This window comes from Curtobacterium sp. MCBA15_013 (assembly GCF_001865095.1).
In the GTDB taxonomy this organism is placed as follows: domain Bacteria; phylum Actinomycetota; class Actinomycetes; order Actinomycetales; family Microbacteriaceae; genus Curtobacterium.
Genome location: NZ_MJGQ01000001.1, coordinates 24,011 through 42,395, shown reverse-complemented (window position 1 = coordinate 42,395; position 18,385 = coordinate 24,011). Strand labels below are relative to the sequence as shown.

General features: G+C 73.9%; 13 protein-coding genes. 5 read left to right on the top strand and 8 right to left on the bottom strand.

The genetic code is table 11. The features are described from left to right. Positions 1–348 precede the first annotated feature (348 nt). From BIV01_RS19175 to BIV01_RS00180, 3 genes are all read left to right on the top strand, one after another. A complete protein-coding gene (locus tag BIV01_RS19175; RefSeq protein WP_302847416.1) occupies positions 349–1,641 on the top strand; it encodes a collagen binding domain-containing protein in 1,293 nt (430 codons plus the stop codon). 196 nt (positions 1,642–1,837) lie between these two features. After that, entirely contained in the window at positions 1,838–2,482 is a 645-nt protein-coding gene (locus BIV01_RS00185) for a class F sortase (RefSeq protein WP_071301555.1), read from the top strand. A gap of 206 nt (positions 2,483–2,688) precedes the next feature. Next, on the top strand, positions 2,689–4,773 hold the full coding sequence (locus BIV01_RS00180) for a sigma-70 family RNA polymerase sigma factor (protein ID WP_175473598.1): 2,085 nt from the start codon (positions 2,689–2,691) through the stop codon (positions 4,771–4,773). Here the strand turns inward: BIV01_RS00180 and BIV01_RS00175 are convergent. From BIV01_RS00175 to BIV01_RS00145, 7 genes are all read right to left on the bottom strand, one after another. Then, entirely contained in the window at positions 4,757–6,127 is a 1,371-nt protein-coding gene (locus BIV01_RS00175; RefSeq protein WP_071301553.1) for an HD domain-containing protein, read from the bottom strand. The two genes, BIV01_RS00180 and BIV01_RS00175, sit on opposite strands and share 17 nt — an antisense overlap. A 239-nt stretch (positions 6,128–6,366) precedes the next feature. Further along, positions 6,367–7,695, bottom strand: coding sequence for an NAD(P)/FAD-dependent oxidoreductase (locus tag BIV01_RS00170; protein WP_071296325.1), 1,329 nt, complete (start codon positions 7,693–7,695; stop codon positions 6,367–6,369). 32 nt (positions 7,696–7,727) lie between these two features. Continuing rightward, positions 7,728–7,937, bottom strand: a complete 210-nt coding sequence (locus tag BIV01_RS00165) for a hypothetical protein (protein ID WP_070419019.1) — start codon at positions 7,935–7,937, stop codon at positions 7,728–7,730. A gap of 7 nt (positions 7,938–7,944) precedes the next feature. Continuing rightward, complete coding sequence (locus BIV01_RS00160; RefSeq protein ID WP_441294364.1) at positions 7,945–9,861, bottom strand: DEAD/DEAH box helicase; 1,917 nt, start codon at positions 9,859–9,861, stop codon at positions 7,945–7,947. A 17-nt stretch (positions 9,862–9,878) separates the two neighbouring features. Continuing rightward, positions 9,879–11,129, bottom strand: a complete 1,251-nt coding sequence (gene dinB, locus BIV01_RS00155) for a DNA polymerase IV (protein ID WP_071296323.1) — start codon at positions 11,127–11,129, stop codon at positions 9,879–9,881. Continuing rightward, complete coding sequence (locus BIV01_RS00150) at positions 11,126–13,423, bottom strand: FUSC family protein (protein ID WP_071301552.1); 2,298 nt, start codon at positions 13,421–13,423, stop codon at positions 11,126–11,128. The genes dinB and BIV01_RS00150 overlap by 4 nt, the downstream gene beginning before the upstream one ends. Before the next feature lie 72 nt (positions 13,424–13,495). Beyond that, a complete protein-coding gene (locus BIV01_RS00145; RefSeq protein WP_071301551.1) occupies positions 13,496–14,653 on the bottom strand; it encodes an acyl-CoA dehydrogenase family protein in 1,158 nt (385 codons plus the stop codon). A gap of 23 nt (positions 14,654–14,676) precedes the next feature. Here BIV01_RS00145 and BIV01_RS00140 point away from each other — a divergent pair, with 23 nt between their 5' ends. Then, positions 14,677–15,471 carry an SGNH/GDSL hydrolase family protein gene (locus BIV01_RS00140; RefSeq protein ID WP_071301550.1) on the top strand — a complete coding sequence of 265 codons (795 nt, stop codon included), beginning with the start codon at positions 14,677–14,679 and terminating at the stop codon, positions 15,469–15,471. 7 nt (positions 15,472–15,478) lie between these two features. Here BIV01_RS00140 and BIV01_RS00135 read toward each other — a convergent pair whose 3' ends face one another. Further along, positions 15,479–16,846, bottom strand: a complete 1,368-nt coding sequence (locus BIV01_RS00135; RefSeq protein ID WP_071301549.1) for a serine hydrolase domain-containing protein — start codon at positions 16,844–16,846, stop codon at positions 15,479–15,481. A 170-nt stretch (positions 16,847–17,016) separates the two neighbouring features. On the opposite strand from BIV01_RS00135, the gene BIV01_RS00130 reads away from it, so the two are divergent. Beyond that, positions 17,017–18,339 carry a hypothetical protein gene (locus BIV01_RS00130; RefSeq protein WP_071301548.1) on the top strand — a complete coding sequence of 441 codons (1,323 nt, stop codon included), beginning with the start codon at positions 17,017–17,019 and terminating at the stop codon, positions 18,337–18,339. The last annotated feature ends 46 nt before the right edge of the window (positions 18,340–18,385 follow it).

Below are 18,385 nucleotides of genomic sequence, written 5' to 3'. Positions count from 1 at the left end.
CCCCTGGCCTTTCGGCCCGGGGGCATTTCCTGTTCGTGCCTTCCCGGCGAGTGCCGCCGTCGCTTCGCTCGGGGCGTCACCGCCTCGAACGCGCCGGTTCGCTGCGCTCACGGCGGGTACGGGGTGCGTCCGGCAGGTAGGTGCCGGTTCGCGGCGGCGCGTGACGAAACGGGGCTGGAGGACTCTCACCTTCGGCACCGCAACCCGATGACCCGAGTCGACGGCCACGTCCCCGCTCGGTGCCGCGGGCCTGGCTGCCGCAGGAACCCGAGAGCCCGAATGCACCACCACCCTGTCCGATCCCGCGACCGACGCGGATCCGTCCTCCTCGCGGCCGGGATCGCCGCCGTGGCCGCCATCGCCGGCGGCATCAGCGCTGCGGTCCCCGCGTCCGCCGCCGCCGAGTACACCACGAACGCGACGATCGACGGTCTCCGCTTCACGTCCCAGACCGTCACGTCCGGCAGCGCCGCCGAACTCTCCGGCACGTGGTCCCTGCCGGACTCCCCCACCACCCCGGCCGGCTTCGTGGTGGACCTGCCGCCCGAGCTCCAGGGCCGCTCCGACGGGTTCCCCCTGCTCGCACCGGACGGCTCCGCGATGGGACGGTGCACCGTGTCCTCGACCCAGCTCGACTGCGCCGTCGACAGCGCCTACGTCGCCGCCCACCCGAACGACCTGCACGGATCGTTCTCGTTCTGGGTCACCGTCGAGACCACCACCGAGTCCGCCACCCCGACGACCTACCAGGTCGGTGGGACCGCCGTGACGACCACGGTCGAACCCGCACAGCCCGGCACCGGACCCGGGACGTGCACCGTCGACTGCACCTTCACCGGCCGGACGAGCGGCAAGTGGGGCAGCTACGACGCCGCCGCGGGTGTGGTCGAGTGGACCGTGGCGATCGGTTCCGGCGCCGACGGCATGCGCGACGGCCAGCGCATCACGGTCACCGACACCCCCGGGCCCGACCAGGAGCTCCTCACCAGCTTCCGCGGGTACCCCTTCGCCACGCTCTGGCAGACGAACCGGACGACCACCTGGGACGACGGGCGAGAGGGGCTCACCGGATGGGCACCGGCGGCCCGGGAGGACTACGCCAGCACGGCCGGGAGCGTCACGTTCACCGCGCGCCAGGGGTACTTCTACGACGTCCACTTCGCCACCCGGGTCACCGACGGCGGCTTGGCGGGCACCTACACGAACACCGCCACGATCAGCATCGACGGCGACGACGACTCCTCGGTCAGCGGCACGGTCGTGCACCAGGGTGGCGGCGCCTCGGGGTCCGGGACGGCACCGACGAGCACGCCGACGCCGACGGCTCCGGCGACGGTCGAGCCCACCCCGACCCCGACCCCGTCGCCGACCGCTCCGGCGACGGTCGAGCCGGCCCCGACCGCCGAGCCGACCGTCCGGCCGACCGCGACGCCGGGTGCGTCGACCGCAGACGAGGAGACCGAGTCGCCGGTGCCCACGGCGATCGGCGCGGCGGTCGACACCGGAGGGACGACGTCCGACAGCACGGCCCCCTGGTGGTCCGTCGCGCTCCTCGGCAGCGGCGGCCTGACCCTGTTGCTCGTCCTCGGCGTGTGGGCAGCCCGCACGCGGGCACGAACGCGCGCACGAACGCGACCGTGACCCGTCGCCGCGGCACCCGTGCCGCGGCCCCCGACCGCTCCGCTCGACGACCCTGCGTCGGGCGGAGTCCAGCCGGGTCCGTCGCCCGAACGACGACCCGGCGCGCGGGCCGGTGGGCAGCACCCGAAGCGCCCACCGGTCCGCACATCCAGCGCGAGACCTGCCCCGACCACGACCGACCCATCGAGGAGACACCGTGCACGTCCGATCCGGTCGACGACCGTTCTCACTCCCGCTCGTCCTCGCCGCCGTGAGCGCGGTCACGATGCTCGGCCTCGGGGTCGGCGGGGTGGTCACCGCGACGAACTCGACGGCACCCGGCACCGCGCGCGACATGCACGGCGACCCCGTCCGGCTCGAGGCACCCGTCGCGAGCGCTCCCGGAGCCCGAGCGACGTCCAGTGGGTCCGGACGCCTCAGCGTCCCGTCGGTGCACCTCGACGTCCCGCTCGGTGCACTCGACGCCGTGCGCGGCAGGATCACGCCACCGGGGTTCCGGTCGGCGTACCTGGTCCGCGACGTCGGGGTCACCCCCGAGCACGCCGCCTCGGGCACCGTGGTCGTGGTGATGCACTCCCTGCGGGGCGGCGGCATCGCCCCGGGGAACTTCCTGACGGACGTCGATCAGGGTCGGAGTCGGGTCGCGACCGGTGCCGCGGTGACGGTCGCGGGCGTGGCGTACACGGTGACCGGCTCGACCCTGGTGGACAAGGACCGCATCGCCGACGACGCCGACGTGTGGGGCGACGTCCCCGACCGATTGCTCCTCATCACCTGCCTCGAACACCCGGACGGCTCACCGTCGACGCAGAACCTCGTGATCACCGCCACACGGGCGTGACACCGTCCTCGTCGGTCGGATGCACCGAGGTCGCGTGATGAAACGTCCGACCCGGACTCCTCGCATCCGAGAGCGGTGTGTTCAGATGGACTGCACCGCCCAGCCGGTGAACCCAGGACGAGGAGACGAACGACGTGCGCGGTGCCCCTGAGCCAGGCAGTGACGCTGCACTGATCCGGTCGACGCGTGACGGCGACCGGTCGGCGGTGGCAGCGCTGTGGAGCCGGCACCACCGCGCCGCCGTCCGGCACGCGATCGGACTCGTGGGCTCCTCGGACGCCGAGGACGTCGCCTCCGAGGCCTTCACGAACGTCATCGGTGCGATCGAACGCGGGGCCGGTCCGGACGAACTCTTCCGCCCGTACCTGTACACGGTCATCCGCAACGTCGCCAACACCGAGTTCCGCCGACGCGCCCGCCACACGGACGCCGACGTCGACTTCGACGCCTTCGAGGACTCCGGCGCCGACGCGGCGACGGAGATGGCCCGCGCCGCCGACCGCACGGCCCTGGGGCGAGCGTTCAGCACCCTGCCCGAACGCTGGCAGAGCGTGCTCTGGTACACCGAGGTCGAGGGACTGCGACCTCGACACGTCGCCCCGTTGGTCGACCTCCAGCCCGGCGCCGTCTCGTCCCTGGCGTTCCGAGCGAGGCGGGCGCTCCGCGCGGCCTGGGTCCAGGAACACCTCGCGACGGACGGCCTGCCCGACGAGTGCCGTCGGCGACTGGCCGCGTTCGGCGCCTACGAAGCGGGTACGCTCACCGCGCGCGACCGTCGTCAGCTCGAGGCGCACATCCGCGACTGCGTGCACTGCCCGCCGGTGCTCGAGGACACGCGCCGACTCGCCGGACGGATCGCGGCGGCACTCCTCCCGCCGGTGGTCGGTCTGGGCATCGGTCACGCGGTGCTGCACGCAGACGCCCCCGCCGCGGCGGCCGTGTCCCCCGCTCGCTCGGCCCCGGCGACGGGTGCTGCTCGCCGAGCGCCCCTGCCGGTCACCGGGGTGGTCGGCGTGGTCGCAGCGCTCGTCGTCGTCACGACCGTCGTCGCGGTCGCCGGGACGTGGTCGGATGGCCACCCGACCGGCACGTCCACCGCCGGCGCTCGCGCACCAGGTCCCGCGGGCGTCCCGGCGCCGTCCGGTGAGCACCCCGCACCGGCCGACCGCACCGCCCCGGCCCACGTCGCCGAACCGAGTCCCGTGCCGTCGCCCGGTCGCGACGACACCGGCGCACCGACGACGGTCCCGACCGCTCCGACCCCCGTCGTCGACACGGTCCTCGGGGACTCCTCCGCCGGGGCGTCCTCGACGCCCGGGCTCCGCACCGACGAACCGAGCGCGAACCCCACGTCACCGGGGACCGGCGGGTCCTCGACCACCGGGGGCGTCGACCCGCAGCTGCCGCGCTCCGCTCCCCCGGTCCCGGCCGAGGACACGATGCTCGTCGCCAGCCGGACCGTCGAGCTCACCGGGACGGCGACGCCCGGCAGCCGCGTCGAGGTCCGCTCCGGCACCCTGACCGCCGCGACCACCGCCGGGTCCGACGGCACGTGGAGGACCACGCTGCGGTTCTCCGGGGACGGGGTCGAACGGGTCAGCATCACCGCGACGACGCCGGACCACGCCACCTCGGTCCCCGTCATCGTCACGGTCACCGTGGACACCACGGCTCCGGCGGCGCCGACGATCGCGACGACCTGGACGCCCACCGACACCACCCCGCCGGTGTTCTCCGGCACCGCCGAGGCCGGCAGCACGATCGACGTCACCGTCCTCCGCGGCACGAGCGGCACGAGCGGCACAGGCGCCACGAACAGCACGAGCGGCACAGGCGCCACGAACAGCACGGGCGGCACGAGCAGCACGGCGACCGCGTCGACCACCACCGGTGCCGACGGTCACTGGCGCGTCGCGGTGGACGGCCTCACCCCGACCGCCACCGGGATCCGCGCCACCGCACGGGACGCCGCCGGGAACACCTCCGCGGCGACGAGCAGCGCCCCCTTAGCGTTCGTCCCGACCATCGCCGACCCCGCCGACGGGAGCACCGCGACGGGCGGCCCGCTGCCGGTCACGATCACCGGCTGGGCGGACACCGACGTCGAGGTCGCCGTCGACGGCGCGCTCGTCGGCACGGTGTCGACCGGAGCCGGGGGCCGGTTCAGCGGGCACATCCGGCGCGGGGACACCGGGCTGACGCCGGGTCGGCACACCATCACGGTGCGCTACCGCGACGATGCGGGCGCGTCCACCGAGTCCACCACGGTGACGATCACCGTGGCGGACTGAGCCGCTCCCGCAACCAGCGCTGGGCACCCGCCGCGTCCTCGAAGCGCCCCTCGTCCTGCGCCTCGGCCGCGGCGTCCAGGACCTCCCGGAACCGTGGGCCCGGCGCGAGCCCCGCCGCGACGAGGTCGCGCCCGGTCACGAGGCGCACCCGGGGTCCCGCGGCCTCGTCGGCACGCATGACCGCGAGCCACGCCCACGCCGGTGACGGCCCGGACGCCGCACCCCGTCCCTGCGAGTCCGCCTCGCACACCGCGGCCCAGCACTCGGCGGTCGCCATCGACCCGCCGAGACGACGGAGCAGTCGGCGCGCTGCCGGCACCGACGGCGCTGCACCGTCGGTCGAGTGCACCACCATGTGCTCACGCACGATCGTGGCGATGCGCTCGGTGAGGGTGCGCGGCGCGCCGATCCGCCGCAGCAGGTCCCGCGCCGCATGCGCGCCCGAGACCTCGTGCCCGAGGCTGCGGACCCGGACCGTGCCGTCGTCGTCACACTCCCGCTGCGTCCCGTCGCCCGCCTTGCCGAGGTCGTGCAGGAGCGCGCCGAGCACCACGACGGTGCGGTCCTCACCGGTGACGCCGTCGGCGGTGCAGGCAGCGGCAGCAGCGTCCGCCGCGAGCCCCAGGTGCACGTGCACGGGCCCCTCGGGGTGCCACCGCGGGTCCTGCGGCACGTCGCGCACCGCGGCGAGCTCCGGGAGGTGCCGCTCCCACCCGGTGTCGTGCAGCACCTGGAGCGCCCGCGACTGGTGGTCGCCCCGCGCCGCCTTCCGGATCTCCGGCCAGACCCGCTCCGCGGCCACGGACGGGAACGCGTCCACCAGCGACCGGGCGACGTCGACCGTCGAGGGGTCGAGCACGAGGTCGAAGCGCGCCACCAGCTGCACGGCGCGCAGCACCCGCAGCGGATCGTCCCCGAACCGGTCCGAGGTGTGTCGGAGGACACCCCGGGCGGCGTCGTCGATCCCACCGACCGCGTCGACGTACTCGTTCGTCGCCGGGTCCCACGCGACCGCGTTGACCGTGAAGTCGCGACGGACGGCGGCCGCGGCGAGCCCGTCGTCGTCGGCGTTCCCCGGCACCACCGCGACGTCGACGTGCACGCCCTCGACCACGACCTTGAGGACCTCGAAGCGCGCGCCCGTCGAGACGACGACGGCTCCCGCATCGCGCAGGGCGTCGACGACCGCCGCGGTGTCCGTGCCGTGCACCTCGACGTCGACGTCGTGGTCGTCGGCGACGGGGACCGCGCGCCCGGACGCACGGAACAGCGCGTCGCGGACCACCCCGCCGACGAGGAACGGTCGGCCGACACCGGCGAGCACGTCCAGGACCACGGCGACGCTGGTGCCCACGCCCAGCGCTCGGGCGGGGTCGTCCGGTCCGGGGCAGCGGTGCACCCCGGTGGGGCGACGAACGGCTCGGCAGCGGGGGCAGGAGATGGTGGTGGTCACGTGCGGTGTCTTCCAGGACCTCCGTGCGGCGGCACCGAGGGAGTCAGTCTGCCGCACCACGCGCGTCGGCGCGACCGGACGACGGACGGGAGGCGCGGTGCCAGCCGGCACCGCGCCTCCCGTCCGTCAGGAAAGCGCGTCTAGGACTTCGACGCCTCGACGAACGTGCGGCGCGGGTCGGTCTCCTTGATGAGGGACGTCGCGTCGCGACCCGACACGGCCCCGGTGACCCACCCGATCACGATGCGCACCTTGCGGTTCAGCGTCGGCATCGCGTACACGTGGTAGGCGCGGTGCGCGAGCCACGCGAGGAGGTTCGTCATCTTGATGCCCTTGATGTTCGCCGCGCCCTTCGCGACACCGTACGACGCGACGGTGCCGATGGACGGGTGGCGGTACTCCTCGAGCGGCTTGCCCGTGATCGTCGCGACCACGTTGTCCGCGGCCACGACGGCCTGGCGGACGGCGTTCTGCGCGTTCGGCGGGTAGTACGCCGGCTGCTTCTCGGCCGTCAGGTCGGGCACCTGCGCGACGTCGCCGAGGCCCCAGACGCCGGGGACGACCTCGTGGGTGTCCTCGCTCTCGACCTGCAGCTTCGCGTTCGCGGCGAGGTGACCCTTCGGGCCGCGCGGCAGGTCGGACGCGTCGAGGAGCGGGTTCGGCTTCACGCCGGCCGTCCAGACGAGGAGGCCGGTGGCGAACTCGTCGCCGTCGGAGAGCTTGACGACGCCGCCCTCGCAGCTCGGCATGGTCGTCTTCAGGCGGACGTCGATGCCGCGGGCACGCAGCGACTCGAGCGTCCACTTGGACAGCTCCGGACCGACCTCGGGCGCGACGCGGTCGAGCGCGTCGATGAGGACCCAGCGGGGGTGCTCGCCGGCGAGCGACGGGTAGGTCTTGATGGCGGCCTGCGAGACGTCGAACAGTTCGCCGATCGCCTCGACGCCGGTGTACCCGCCGCCGACGAAGATGCTCGTGAGCAGCTTCCGTCGCTCGTCCTCGTCGCGGGTGGCAGCGGCCTTGGCGATGTTGTCGAGGAGCTTCGCGCGGACGTAAGCGGCCTCTTCGACGCTCTTGAAGCCGACGCCGTACTCCTCGAGCCCGGGCGTCGGGAACGTGCGCGTGACGGAGCCGAGCGCGACGACGAGCTGGTCGTAACCGAGCGTGCGGTCGTCACCGCCGGCCGTGGCGATCGAGACGGTCTTGTCGGCCGAGGAGATCCCGGTGACCTTGCCCTGGATGACCCGGGTCTTGCGAAGCGCACGGCGCAGCTCGAAGGTCACGTCCTTCGGGGCGATGTGGCCACCGGCGACCTCGGGCAGGAACGGCAGGTACGTGTAGTACGTGTTCTGGTCCACCAGCGTGATGCGCATCGGCACGGTCGCTGCGTGCTTCTGGAGCTGCTTGACGGTGGTGTAGCCAGCGGAGCCGCCGCCGAGGACGAGGACGTGAGGGATGGAGTCTGCCATTCCCCCGGTCTACCCGACTTCGGCTTGCGATGTCATGAGGTCCGCGGCCTGTCGCGGAGCCGCCACCACGCGGTCTCGGCGAGTTCGACGCCCGTGTACACCCCGTGGGGCGTCCGACGGGACTCGGTGAGCGAGAACCGACGGAGCCGGTAGCCCCCGCCGAAGCGGTCGATGATCGCCTCGGGCGAGGACTCCGCGTCGCGCTTGACGTACCAGGTGCGGTCGTCGACGGCCTCGATCACGCGGTGCTCACCGGCGGCCGCCGATGCGCGAGCGCAGCACGTCGATGCGCTTCTGGATCTGCTCGATGCTCGCCTGCGCCACGGCCGGGCCACCGCTGATGCGGCGGAGTTCGGCGTGGATGGCCCCGTGCGGTTCGTTCGCGTGTCGGGACCAGATCGAGACGAGCCGGTGCAGCTCGGACCGCTGCTCCTTGATCGTCTGGTACATCGGGCGGTCCTCGGGCGCGGGGACGGCCGCCTTGGGCATGCCGTCCTTCGGGGTGCGCCCCTTCGCTCGCTTCGCCTGCGTCGCCTGGCGTGCACGGAGCAGGTCGCGCACCTGGTCCGGTTCGAGCAGCCCCGGGATGCCGATGAAGTCGAGTTCCTCGAGCGAGCCCACCTCGCCGCCGCTGCCGAACTCGCCGCCGTCGTAGAGGACACGGTCGAAGGACGCCTGCGAGTCGAGCGCCTCGAACGGCTGGACCTCGAGCAGGCTCTCCGACGCGCGGTCCTCCTTGTTGGCCTCGGCGACCATCGCGTCCTCGGGGTTGTACATCCCGTCGTCGGCGTCCTTCGGGCGGTCGAGGGCGTGGTCGCGCTCGAGCTCGAGGGAGGCCGCCAGCGCCATCAGCCCGGGCACGCTCGGCAGGAACACGCTCGCCGTCTCACCGCGCCGTCGGGCCCGGACGAAGCGGCCGATGACCTGGGCGAAGAAGAGCGGGGTGCTCGCGCTCGTGGCGTACACGCCGACGCACAGCCGCGGCACGTCCACGCCCTCGGACACCATGCGGACGGCGACCATCCAGCGGGAGGTGTCCTCGGCGAAGGCGCTGATCCGGCTCGACCCCGCTGCTTCGTCGGAGAGGACGACCGTCGGCCGCTCCCCCGTGATCTGCTGCAGGATGCGGGCGTACGCGCGGGCCGTGGTGGTGTCCGTGGCGATGACGAGGCCACCGGCGTCCGGCACACCACGGCGGACCTCGGTCAGGCGCTTGTCGGCGGCGGAGAGGACGGCCGGCATCCACTCGCCCTCGGGTGAGAGCGCCGTGCGCCAGGCCTGGGCGGTGATGTCCTTCGTGACCTGCTCGCCGAGCGACGCCGACATCTCGTCGCCCATGCGGGTCTTCCAGCGCATCTGCCCGGCGTACGCCATGAAGAGCACCGGGCGGACGACGCCGTCCTTGAGGGCGCGCCCGTAGCCGTAGTTGTAGTCGGAGATCGAGGTGCGGATGCCCTGCTCGTCGGGGGCGTACTGCACGAACGGGATCGGCGCGGTGTCCGAGCGGAACGGCGTGCCGGAGAGGGACAGGCGACGAGTGGCCTTCGAGAACGCCTCTCTGATGCCGTCGCCCCAGGTCAGGGCGTCGCCGCCGTGGTGGACCTCGTCGAGGATCACGAGCGTCTTGCCGCCGGCGGTGATCTTCTGGTGGACCTCGGGGTTCATGCCGACCTGGGCGTACGTGATCGCCACGCCCTGGTAGTGCCGGCCGAACATGCCGTCGCCGTTCTTGAACATCGGATCGATCCGGATGCCGACGCGGTCCGCCGAGTCCGCCCACTGCCGCTTGAGGTGCTCCGTCGGGGCCACGACGACGATGCGGTCGACGGTGCCGCGGGCGAGGAGCTCGGTGGCGAGCCGGAGCGCGAACGTGGTCTTGCCGGCGCCGGGCGTCGCGGCCGTGAGGAAGTCCCGCGGCTCGGTCTCGAAGTACTTCGTGAGCGCTTCGACCTGCCAGGCACGGAGCTTCGACGCGGTGCCCCACGCGGCACGGTCCGGGAAGGCCGGCGACAGGTTCTGCACGGCCGAGTTGCCCGCCGCCTCGGCAGCGGCGACGGCCTCGTCGTGGGCGACGACCGCGTGCTCAGGCGCTGCGGTACCGTCGTCCCACAGGGCCGCGGGCTGGTCCCCCGCCCCTGGCTGATCGGTGTACTCGGCTGCGCTCACTGCACGAGATTCTACCGTCACCCTTCGTCCTGCCGAGCGTGCGGGACGTGCCCCTCGGGCGTGCCGCGCACCAGGGATGCCGGTCGGAGCACGCCGGCGCCGAAGCGTGCGGCGACCGCGTCGATCGTCGTCTCGGTCTCGCGCCACGGCGCGTCGTCGTCCCAGAGCGCGTTGCTCGCCGCCGCCGGCACGAGGTTCTCGCCACGGACCCCGATGAGCCGGATCCGGTTGCCCGGCCGGTGCAGCACGTCGTACAGCTCGACGGCTTCGCGGTGCAGGCGCTTGGCGACGTCGGTCGGTTCCGCGAGGGTGCGGGACCGGGTCAGCGTGGTGAAGTCGGTGTAGCGGACCTTGAGCGCCACGGTCCGTGCCTGGACGTCGGCGCGCCGGAGTCGCACGGCCACCTTGTCGGCGAGGCGCAGGAGTTCACGGGCGACGTCGTCGCGCTCGGTGAGGTCGTGGCCGAAGGTGACCTCGTGCCCGATCGACTTCTCGCCGACGCCGCTCTCGACCACGCGCGGATCGCGGCCCCACGCGAGGTCGTGCAGGCGCTGACCGCCGGCCGGACCGAGCGCGGAGACGAGCGAGCCCAGTGGCGTCGTCGCGAGGTCCCCCACGGTGCGGATGCCGCGTCGTTCGAGGGTCTCCTGCGTCTTGCCGCCGACCCCCCACAGCGCCGACACGGGCTGCGGGTGCAGGAACGCCACGGTGTCGGCAGCCGGCACGACGAGCAGGCCGTCCGGCTTCGACCGACTCGACGCGAGCTTCGCCACGAACTTCGTCGACGCGGCGCCGACGGAGCAGTGCAGGCCCGTCTCGGCGTACACCGCCGCGCGGATCGCCCGACCGATCTCCCACGGGGTGCCGTACAGCCGGATCGCTCCGGCGACGTCGAGGAAGGCCTCGTCGATGCCGAGCTTCTCGACGCGGGGCGTGAAGCGGTCGAAGACGGCCATCACGGCGTCGGACTTCGCGCGGTACTTCTCGAAGTGCGGCTCGACGATGATCGCCGCGGGGCACCGGCGCTTGGCGACGGCCATCGGCATCGCGGAGTTCACGCCGTACTTGCGGGCCTCGTACGTGGCGGCCGTGACGACCGAGCGGTCGGAGTCGTGCCCGACGATCACCGGCAGGCCGCGGAGGTCCGGCCGGTCGAGCAGCTCCACCGAGGCGAAGAAGGCGTCCATGTCGACGTGCAGCACGCTCGCCGTCACGTCGTCGACGGGCGCGTCGGACACCAGTCGGTTGCGTCCGTCCTGCTTGCTCACACGGCGATGATGCCAGGACCCACCGACATCGCCCCGACGACCGTGGCGCGGTGGCGGTCGGCGAGCAGCGCGAGCGCCTCGTCGATCCGGCCGAGCGCGTGCGCGGCCGTCTCGATCGCCCGCTCGTCCGGCCGTCCGGAGGCGGCGGCCACGGCCTCGTCGAGCTGGTCGCCGACCCGGACCCAGACCGCCGTCGGCGTGGCGGACCGGGGCCCGGCCACGATGCCGTCGGCGAGCTGCGCGATCGAGGCGGCGAGGCGGTCGGCCGCACCGCACAGGGCCGCTGGCGGGTCCTGCGGGGCCGAGCCGAGCCTCCCGGCCGCCTCGCGCGCGAAGGTCGCGGCCGCCTGCAGGGAGGTGCGCGTCCTGGCGTCGGCGCGCGCCGGCCCGCCGGTCGGGAAGCGGACCATCGGACGCAGGACGGCGTCCAGTTGGTAGGTGGCGGCGTCGACCGCACGCGACCGGGCGCGCAGCTGACGGGAGGCGCGGTCCGCCTCCGTCGTGTCGGCCGCGTCCGCCTCGTCGTCGTCCTCGACCCCGACCAGCGCGAGCACGAACGCGCGGACCGCGACCAGCTGCCGCCGCACCGCGCGCCGGATGACGGCACGGGTGGCGATCGGGAAGACGACCGCGCTGACGAGCACCGCGACCGCTGCCCCGAGCAGGTTCTCGGCGAGCCGCATCGGGATGAGAGAATCCGTGAAGGTGCCGGAGAACGCGTACACCTGGCAGAGGACGACGACGAGGCACGCGGCCCAGACCGAGTACACGCCGCCGAAGCCGTACGTGCCGACGGCGAGCAGGACGCACACGAGCACGATCGTCACCCACGGGTGCGTCGTGCCGAGCAGGTGCACGAGGACGATCCCGACCGCTCCCCCGACGACCGTCCCGACGCCGCGGTGGAGGCCCTTCCGGATCCGCTCGTGCGTGGTGTTCGTGCCGGCGAGGACGATCATCACGCCGATGACGCCCCAGTAGAACCGGCTCCCGTCGAGCAGGAGGGCGAGGGGTTCGACGATCGCGACGGCGATGGCGGCGTGGACGGCGGTCCGGAGCGACGCGGTGAGGTGCCAGCGGTGCCACGGGCCCTCGGCGACGGCGTCCGCGACGACCGGCACGGCTCCGGCCGGGCGCCCGCCGGCGAGGATCACCGGCGTGGCGAAGGGCACGCCGGCACCGCGGCGGGGCAGCTCGTCGCGGAGCTCGCGCCACCGGAGTCCGGCGGACCGCAGGTCGGCGAACTCGGCGGCCATGCGGCGGACGATCGCGGTCGTCCGGGATCCGTCGTCGGCCGCCGAGGCCGTGATCCCGTAGCGGGCGAGGAGGGTGTGCGCTGCCTCCTGGCCGTGGCTGCCGCCGTGCCGGAGGACGAGCGTGACGGCCCGGAGCGCGGCGTGCCGGACGTCCGACGGCGCGCCCTGCTCGACCAGTGCCCCGGCCGCGCGGCCGAGCTCGTCGATCGCGAAGTGCGTGTCGAACACCAGGCGGTGCAGTTCCTCGGCGGTGGTGTCGGCGTCGACCCCGCTCGCGGCGAGCATGCCGTCGACCGTCAGGGCGATCTCGTGGTACCGGTCACGAGCGCGTCCGAGCCGGCGGAGGGCTCGGCGGCGGGCGCGCTGGTCGTCTGCGGCAGCGCCGACGGCTCCGGCGGCCAGGACCGCGGCGGCGGCCTCGAGCACGTCGGACCCCCGGGCGACGAACCCGCGACGGGTCCGGAGCAGCGCCCGGTGCGGGTCCGGCCGGAACAGCAGGCGGACGACGATCGTCACGGCGAGGGAGCCCGCGACGACGAGCCCGAGCGGGACGACGCTCGTCTCGGGCAGGGGCAGCAGGAGTCCGCAGAGGTACCCGGCGAACCCGACGATCGCCGCGTCCGCCGCCCACACGCCCCACGAGGCCGCCGCGAACTGCACGAACAGCAGCACCACGATGAGGACGAGTTCGAGGAGCCGGAGCGGCTGCAGGGCGATGCTCCCGGCGAGTGCGACGACGAACGGTACGAGGACCGCCCCGGTGCGCGCGGCGGTCCGGCCCGTGCTCGGGTCGACGATGACCAGGCAGGTGATGAAGGCCGGCATCGCGCCGATCATCACGCCGAGGATCGCCGGCAGGCCGAACGCCGTCGCGATCGCGTACCCGACGGCCATGCCGGCCGGGACGGCGACGAGCGTGCGGAGGGCACCGTCGGTCTTCGCGAGCCCGGGGTCGAGCGCGAGGGCACGGTCCGTCAGTCGCTGGGTGCGGGTCCGTCGCCGCGGGGCGGTCCGGCTCGTGGTCTCGGTCCTCGGCACGCTCCGGCCGCCTCCTGTTCGCTGGGGAGGCCAATGGTACCGCAAGCGAACTAGTTGGGGCGCGCGGCGGTGCTACGGTGCGAGCGGCCCCAGCACCGACGCCGCGATCGTCCGCGCCGCCGAGTCCCGCGACGACGGGTGGTACTGGCCCGCCCGGACGTCCCGGGCCAGGCGCGCGAGCTCGCCACCGGCCCGGTAGGCGCCACCGCCCACGACCCGCATCGCCTCGTCCACGACGTGCTGCGCCGCGTCGACCGCCCGGGCCTTCGTCCCCACGAGCAACGGGAACCACCGCGGCCCGAGGTCGTCGAGCTCGTCGACCGACCGGGCGAGCGAGGTCACCTGCAGCTCGATCGCGTCGACCGTCCCGCGCATGTCCGCGATCGCCCGGCGCACGTCCGGGTCCGCGGACCGCGGTGTCCCGTCGAGTGCCGTGCGCGACCGCACCGCCGACACCGCGAGTGACACCGCACGGGCGGCGATCCCGACGTACACCGACGCCACGAGCAGCTCGAACGCCGCGAAGACGCCGAACACGAGCGGGTCCTGGTTCGGCCCGACCGGCAGGGTCCGCACGATCCGGTCGGCCGGCACGTGCACGCCGTGCAGCTTCGTCGTGCGACTCTGCGTCGCCCGCATCCCGAGGGTGTCCCAGTCGTCGAGGTGCTCGACGTCGCCGTCGGACCGCAGCACGAAACCGTGCACGAGCCGCGGCTCCGGCCCGGACCCGTCCTTGCCGAACACGCTCAGCACGTCCCACGCCGGGGCCAGCGAGGTGAAGACCTTCGTCCCCGTGAAGCGGTAGCCGCCGTCGCCGTCCGGCTCCGCCGTCGTCAACGAGTCGAAGAGGACGGCGTCGTTGCCCGGCTCGCTCACACCGAACGCGAGCAGGTGGTCGTCCGCCGCCTGGTCGGTGACGGCCTGGAGGAACGACCCACCCCGCGCAGTGACGGCGCGCGCCGCCTGCACCCAGACCTGGTGCATCCCGAGCCCCAGCGCCGTCGCCGGTGCGGCTTCCGCGAGCCGCCGCTGCACCGCGGTCGTCGCGGCGAGCCCCAGTCCGGCACCGCCGCGTTCGACGGGCACCCCGAGCCGCAGGTAGCCGGCCGCCCGGAGTTCGTCGAGGTCCTCGGTGCAGAACGCGTTCGCGGCGTCGTAGCCGGGGGCGCGGGCGGCGATGCGCTCCAGCAGCTCGTCGCCCAGCACCGCCGCGGGGTTGGCCTTCGTCATGGCACGAGACTATGGTCCGAGGAGTGTCAGATCGTCATCCGTGGTCCAGGTACGTCGCGATCGGTGACTCGTTCACCGAGGGGATCGGCGACCCCGACCCCACCGTCCCCGGTGGGAACCGTGGCTGGGCGGACCGGGTGGCCGAGGTCCTGGCGAACCAGACCGACGACTTCGCCTACGCCAACCTGGCGATCCGCGGGCGACTCCTGCAGCAGATCATCGACGAGCAGGTCAAACCGGCACTCGCCCTCCGTCCCGACCTCGTCACGGTGTCGGCCGGTGGCAACGACATCATCCGGCCGGGCTCCGACCCCGACGAGCTCGCCGAGCGAGTGGACGCGATGGTGTCCCGGCTGCGGAGCGACGGCGCCACCGTGGTGCTCTTCACCGGTCCGGACGTCGGCATGACCCCGGTGCTCGGGATGGTCCGCGGCAAGACGGCGATCTACAACGAGAACCTGCACGCCATCGCGCTGAAGCACGGCGCCCTCGTCGCGAACATGTGGGCGCTCCGGGTCCTCCGCGACCCGAGGATGTGGGCTCCCGACCGGCTGCACCACTCCCCGATGGGCCACGCGACCGTCGCCGCCGCGGTGCTGGACGCGCTCGGCGTCGAGCACGGGCTCGAACCGTTCAACCCCGAGCCGCTCGAGGCCCGTCCGTGGCGGGAGGCCCGCGCCGAGGACCTCGGCTGGGCGCGCGAGTACCTCGTGCCGTGGGTGGTCCGGCGGATCAGGCACACGTCCTCGGGCGACGGCGTGACCCCGAAGCGACCCGAGCTGCAGGACGTCGTCGAGCACAAGTCCGACACCCCGTAGCGCTCGATCAGTCGGCGGGGCGGCGCAGGGTCAGCGGACCGTCGTGCAGCGGCTCGGTCGCCCACGACGCGGTGGCGGTCCCGGCCGCGAGGTCGATGCGCACGTGCGCGAGGTGCGGCGTCTCCACGAACCGGACGTCGACGAGCACGGAGCCGTCCGGCGCGACCGCACCGCTCGCGGCGAGGGGACCGTCGACCGCCCACTCCCCCTCGCCGACCGGTACCGAGAGCGTCCCGCCGTCGACCTCGAGGGCCGCGCGCCACCGGTCGCCGTCGTGCTTGAAGTCGATCCGGTCGATGCCGTCACCGCGGAACGGACCGGCGCCGAGGTCGGGGAGGCGACCGCCCCGCACCGCTGGCAGCCCAAGGGAGGCGAGCCGCGCCTCCAGGTCCGCATCCGCGGCCGCGTCGAGGTCCGCAGCGTCGACGGCGGGCAGGAGGTGCTGCCAGGCCGCGTCGAGGACGGCCTGCATGTCGAGGCTCTGGCCGGTGAGCGCGAGGACGACGTCGTGCTCCGGCAGGACGACGCAGAACTGGCCGTAGGCGCCGTCGCCGCGGAAGCCGTGGCGGGCCATCCAGAACTGGAAGCCGTAGCCCTGCGACCAGTCCGGGTTCTCCTCGTCGAGGTTGTCGATCTGCTTGCTCGTGGCGGCGGCGACCCAGTCCTCGTCGAGGATCCGCTCGCCCTCCCACACGCCGCGCTGCAGGTACAGCTGGCCGAGCGCGGCGATCGCCGAGGTCGGGGCGTAGCACCCGCTGAAGCCCAGCTCTGCGTCGGACTCGTCCCGGCGCCACGCCAGGTCGTCGATGCCGAGCGGGTCGAGCAGCCGCGGACGCAGGTAGTCGACCAGCGACCCACCGCTGACGCGGCGGACGATGGCGGCGAGCGTGTAGGTGCACGGCTGGTTGTAGGTGAAGAGCGTGCCGGGTTCCTCTTCCGGCGGCAGGAGCAGGAAGCCGCGCATGACGTTCATGCGGTCGAGTTCCCGGGCGCGGTCGATGGTGTCCTCGCGGTGGCCGCTCGCCATCGCGAGCAGGTGCCGGACGCGGATGCGGCGGCTGCGTTCGTCGGTGATCTCGGCGTCGAGCTCCGGGAAGTACGAGAGGGCGGTGGCGTCGAGGTCGATGAGCCCCTCGCGGACGGCGATCCCGACGGCGGCGGCGGTGAAGCTCTTGCTGAGGGAGTAGAGCAGGTGGACGCGGTCCTCGGCGTAGGGCTGCCACCAGCCCTGGGCGGCCACCTGACCGTGCCGGAGCAGCACGATGCTGTGCGGTTCGACGTCGGGCGTCGACTCGAGGGCGTCGAGGAACCGGGCGAGGCCACGGGCGTCGATGCCGAGGGCGGACGGGGTGGACCGGGGGAACGTCGTCGTCACCCGTCCGACACTACGTCGCCGGGGCTCGTCGCGCGCAGCGGTTCGGTCCGTGTCCTCGTCGGCCTGTCTGAGAGTCACGGCATCTGCGTCACGGGTGCCGTCCACCGGCGCACGCCAGGATCGATCGGCAGCAGCACAGCACGGACGGCACGACGGCACGAGGGGGTCCGATGACGACGGCGGACCACCCGCGGAGACGCCCGACCACGGCGGTCTGGGCGCTCCTCGTCGCCGTCGCCACCGGCCTGCTCGCGTGGGTCCGCATCGGGAGCCCGGCCCGCGGCGTCGCCTGGGCGGAGGACTCCGGGCGCTTCCTCACCGACCGGCTCACCCTCGGTCCGGTGCGTTCGGTGTGGCACCCGTACGACGGCTACCTGCACGTCCTGCCGCGACTGGTGGTCGACGCCGCCGTCGCGCTCGGGCGGATCGACCTGTACGCGCTGTCCGTCTCGGCGATGTCGTGCGCGGTCCTCGGCGCGGTGTGCGGCACCGTCTTCGTCCTGGCGCGCGGCGTGGTGCGGGCCTGGCCACTCCGGGTGCTCCTCGCGGCCGTCCCCGCCCTCGTCCCGCTGGCGCCCGTCGAGATCGCCGGGACCGCGGCGAACCTGCACTGGTACCTGCTGTTCGCGGCGCCGTGGCTGCTCGCCCACCGTCCGCGGAGCTGGTGGTCGTCCGGGTGGACCGCCGTCGCGGTGGCGGTCGTGACGACGAGCGAGATCCAGGCCGCCGTGTTCCTGCCGCTCCTGCTGCTGGGCCGTCGGCAGCGTCGGGTCATCCCCGTCGCAGCGGTCGCGGTGCTCGGTGTCGCGGCACAGGTCACGGCAGCGCTGACGCACCCGCGTTCCGCCACGCACCGGGGTGGCATCACCTCGTTCCGGGACATGACCGCCGGGTTCGTCGCCCAGGTGGTGGGCGGCAGCGGGAACGCCGACGTGCGTGCGGTCGGGGCGTCCGTCGCCGCCCACGGCTGGTGGGTCGTCACCGTGCCGGCCGTGCTCCTCGTGGTCGCGGTCGTGGCCGCCCTCGTCCTGGCGGACTGGCGGACCCGGTGGATGCTCCTCGCCGTGAGCGTCGGCGCCGGCGTCGTCTGGTACGCGGCGCTCATCGTGAACCGGACGCCCGGCACGACGTGGTCCTCGTTCACTGCCGCGGCGTGGGCGGGCACGGCGCCCCTGCGGTACGCGGCTGCGTCGTCGATGTTCCTGACCGCGGCGGTCGTCCTCGCCGCCGACGTGTTCCTCGCCCGCGCACGGTGGTCGTGGCGGGCAGCGGGCGGGGCGCTCGTCGTCGCCTCGCTCGTCGCGTTCGTGGCCGGGGCCGGGGCGGTGCCGCTCCGGGAGCACGGGCCGCAGTGGTCCGCCGAGATCGAGCACCGAGCGTCGTACTGCGCGGCGCACCCGGGCGACACCGTCCGGGTCGGCGCGATGCCCAGGATCGCGGGGTGGGACGCCACCGTCCCGTGCGCGATGGTCGAGCGCGCCGTCGGCCGGTGAGGGCTCAGGCTCCCCGGCGTGCGTCGGCCGGGTCGCGGGGCGGCGG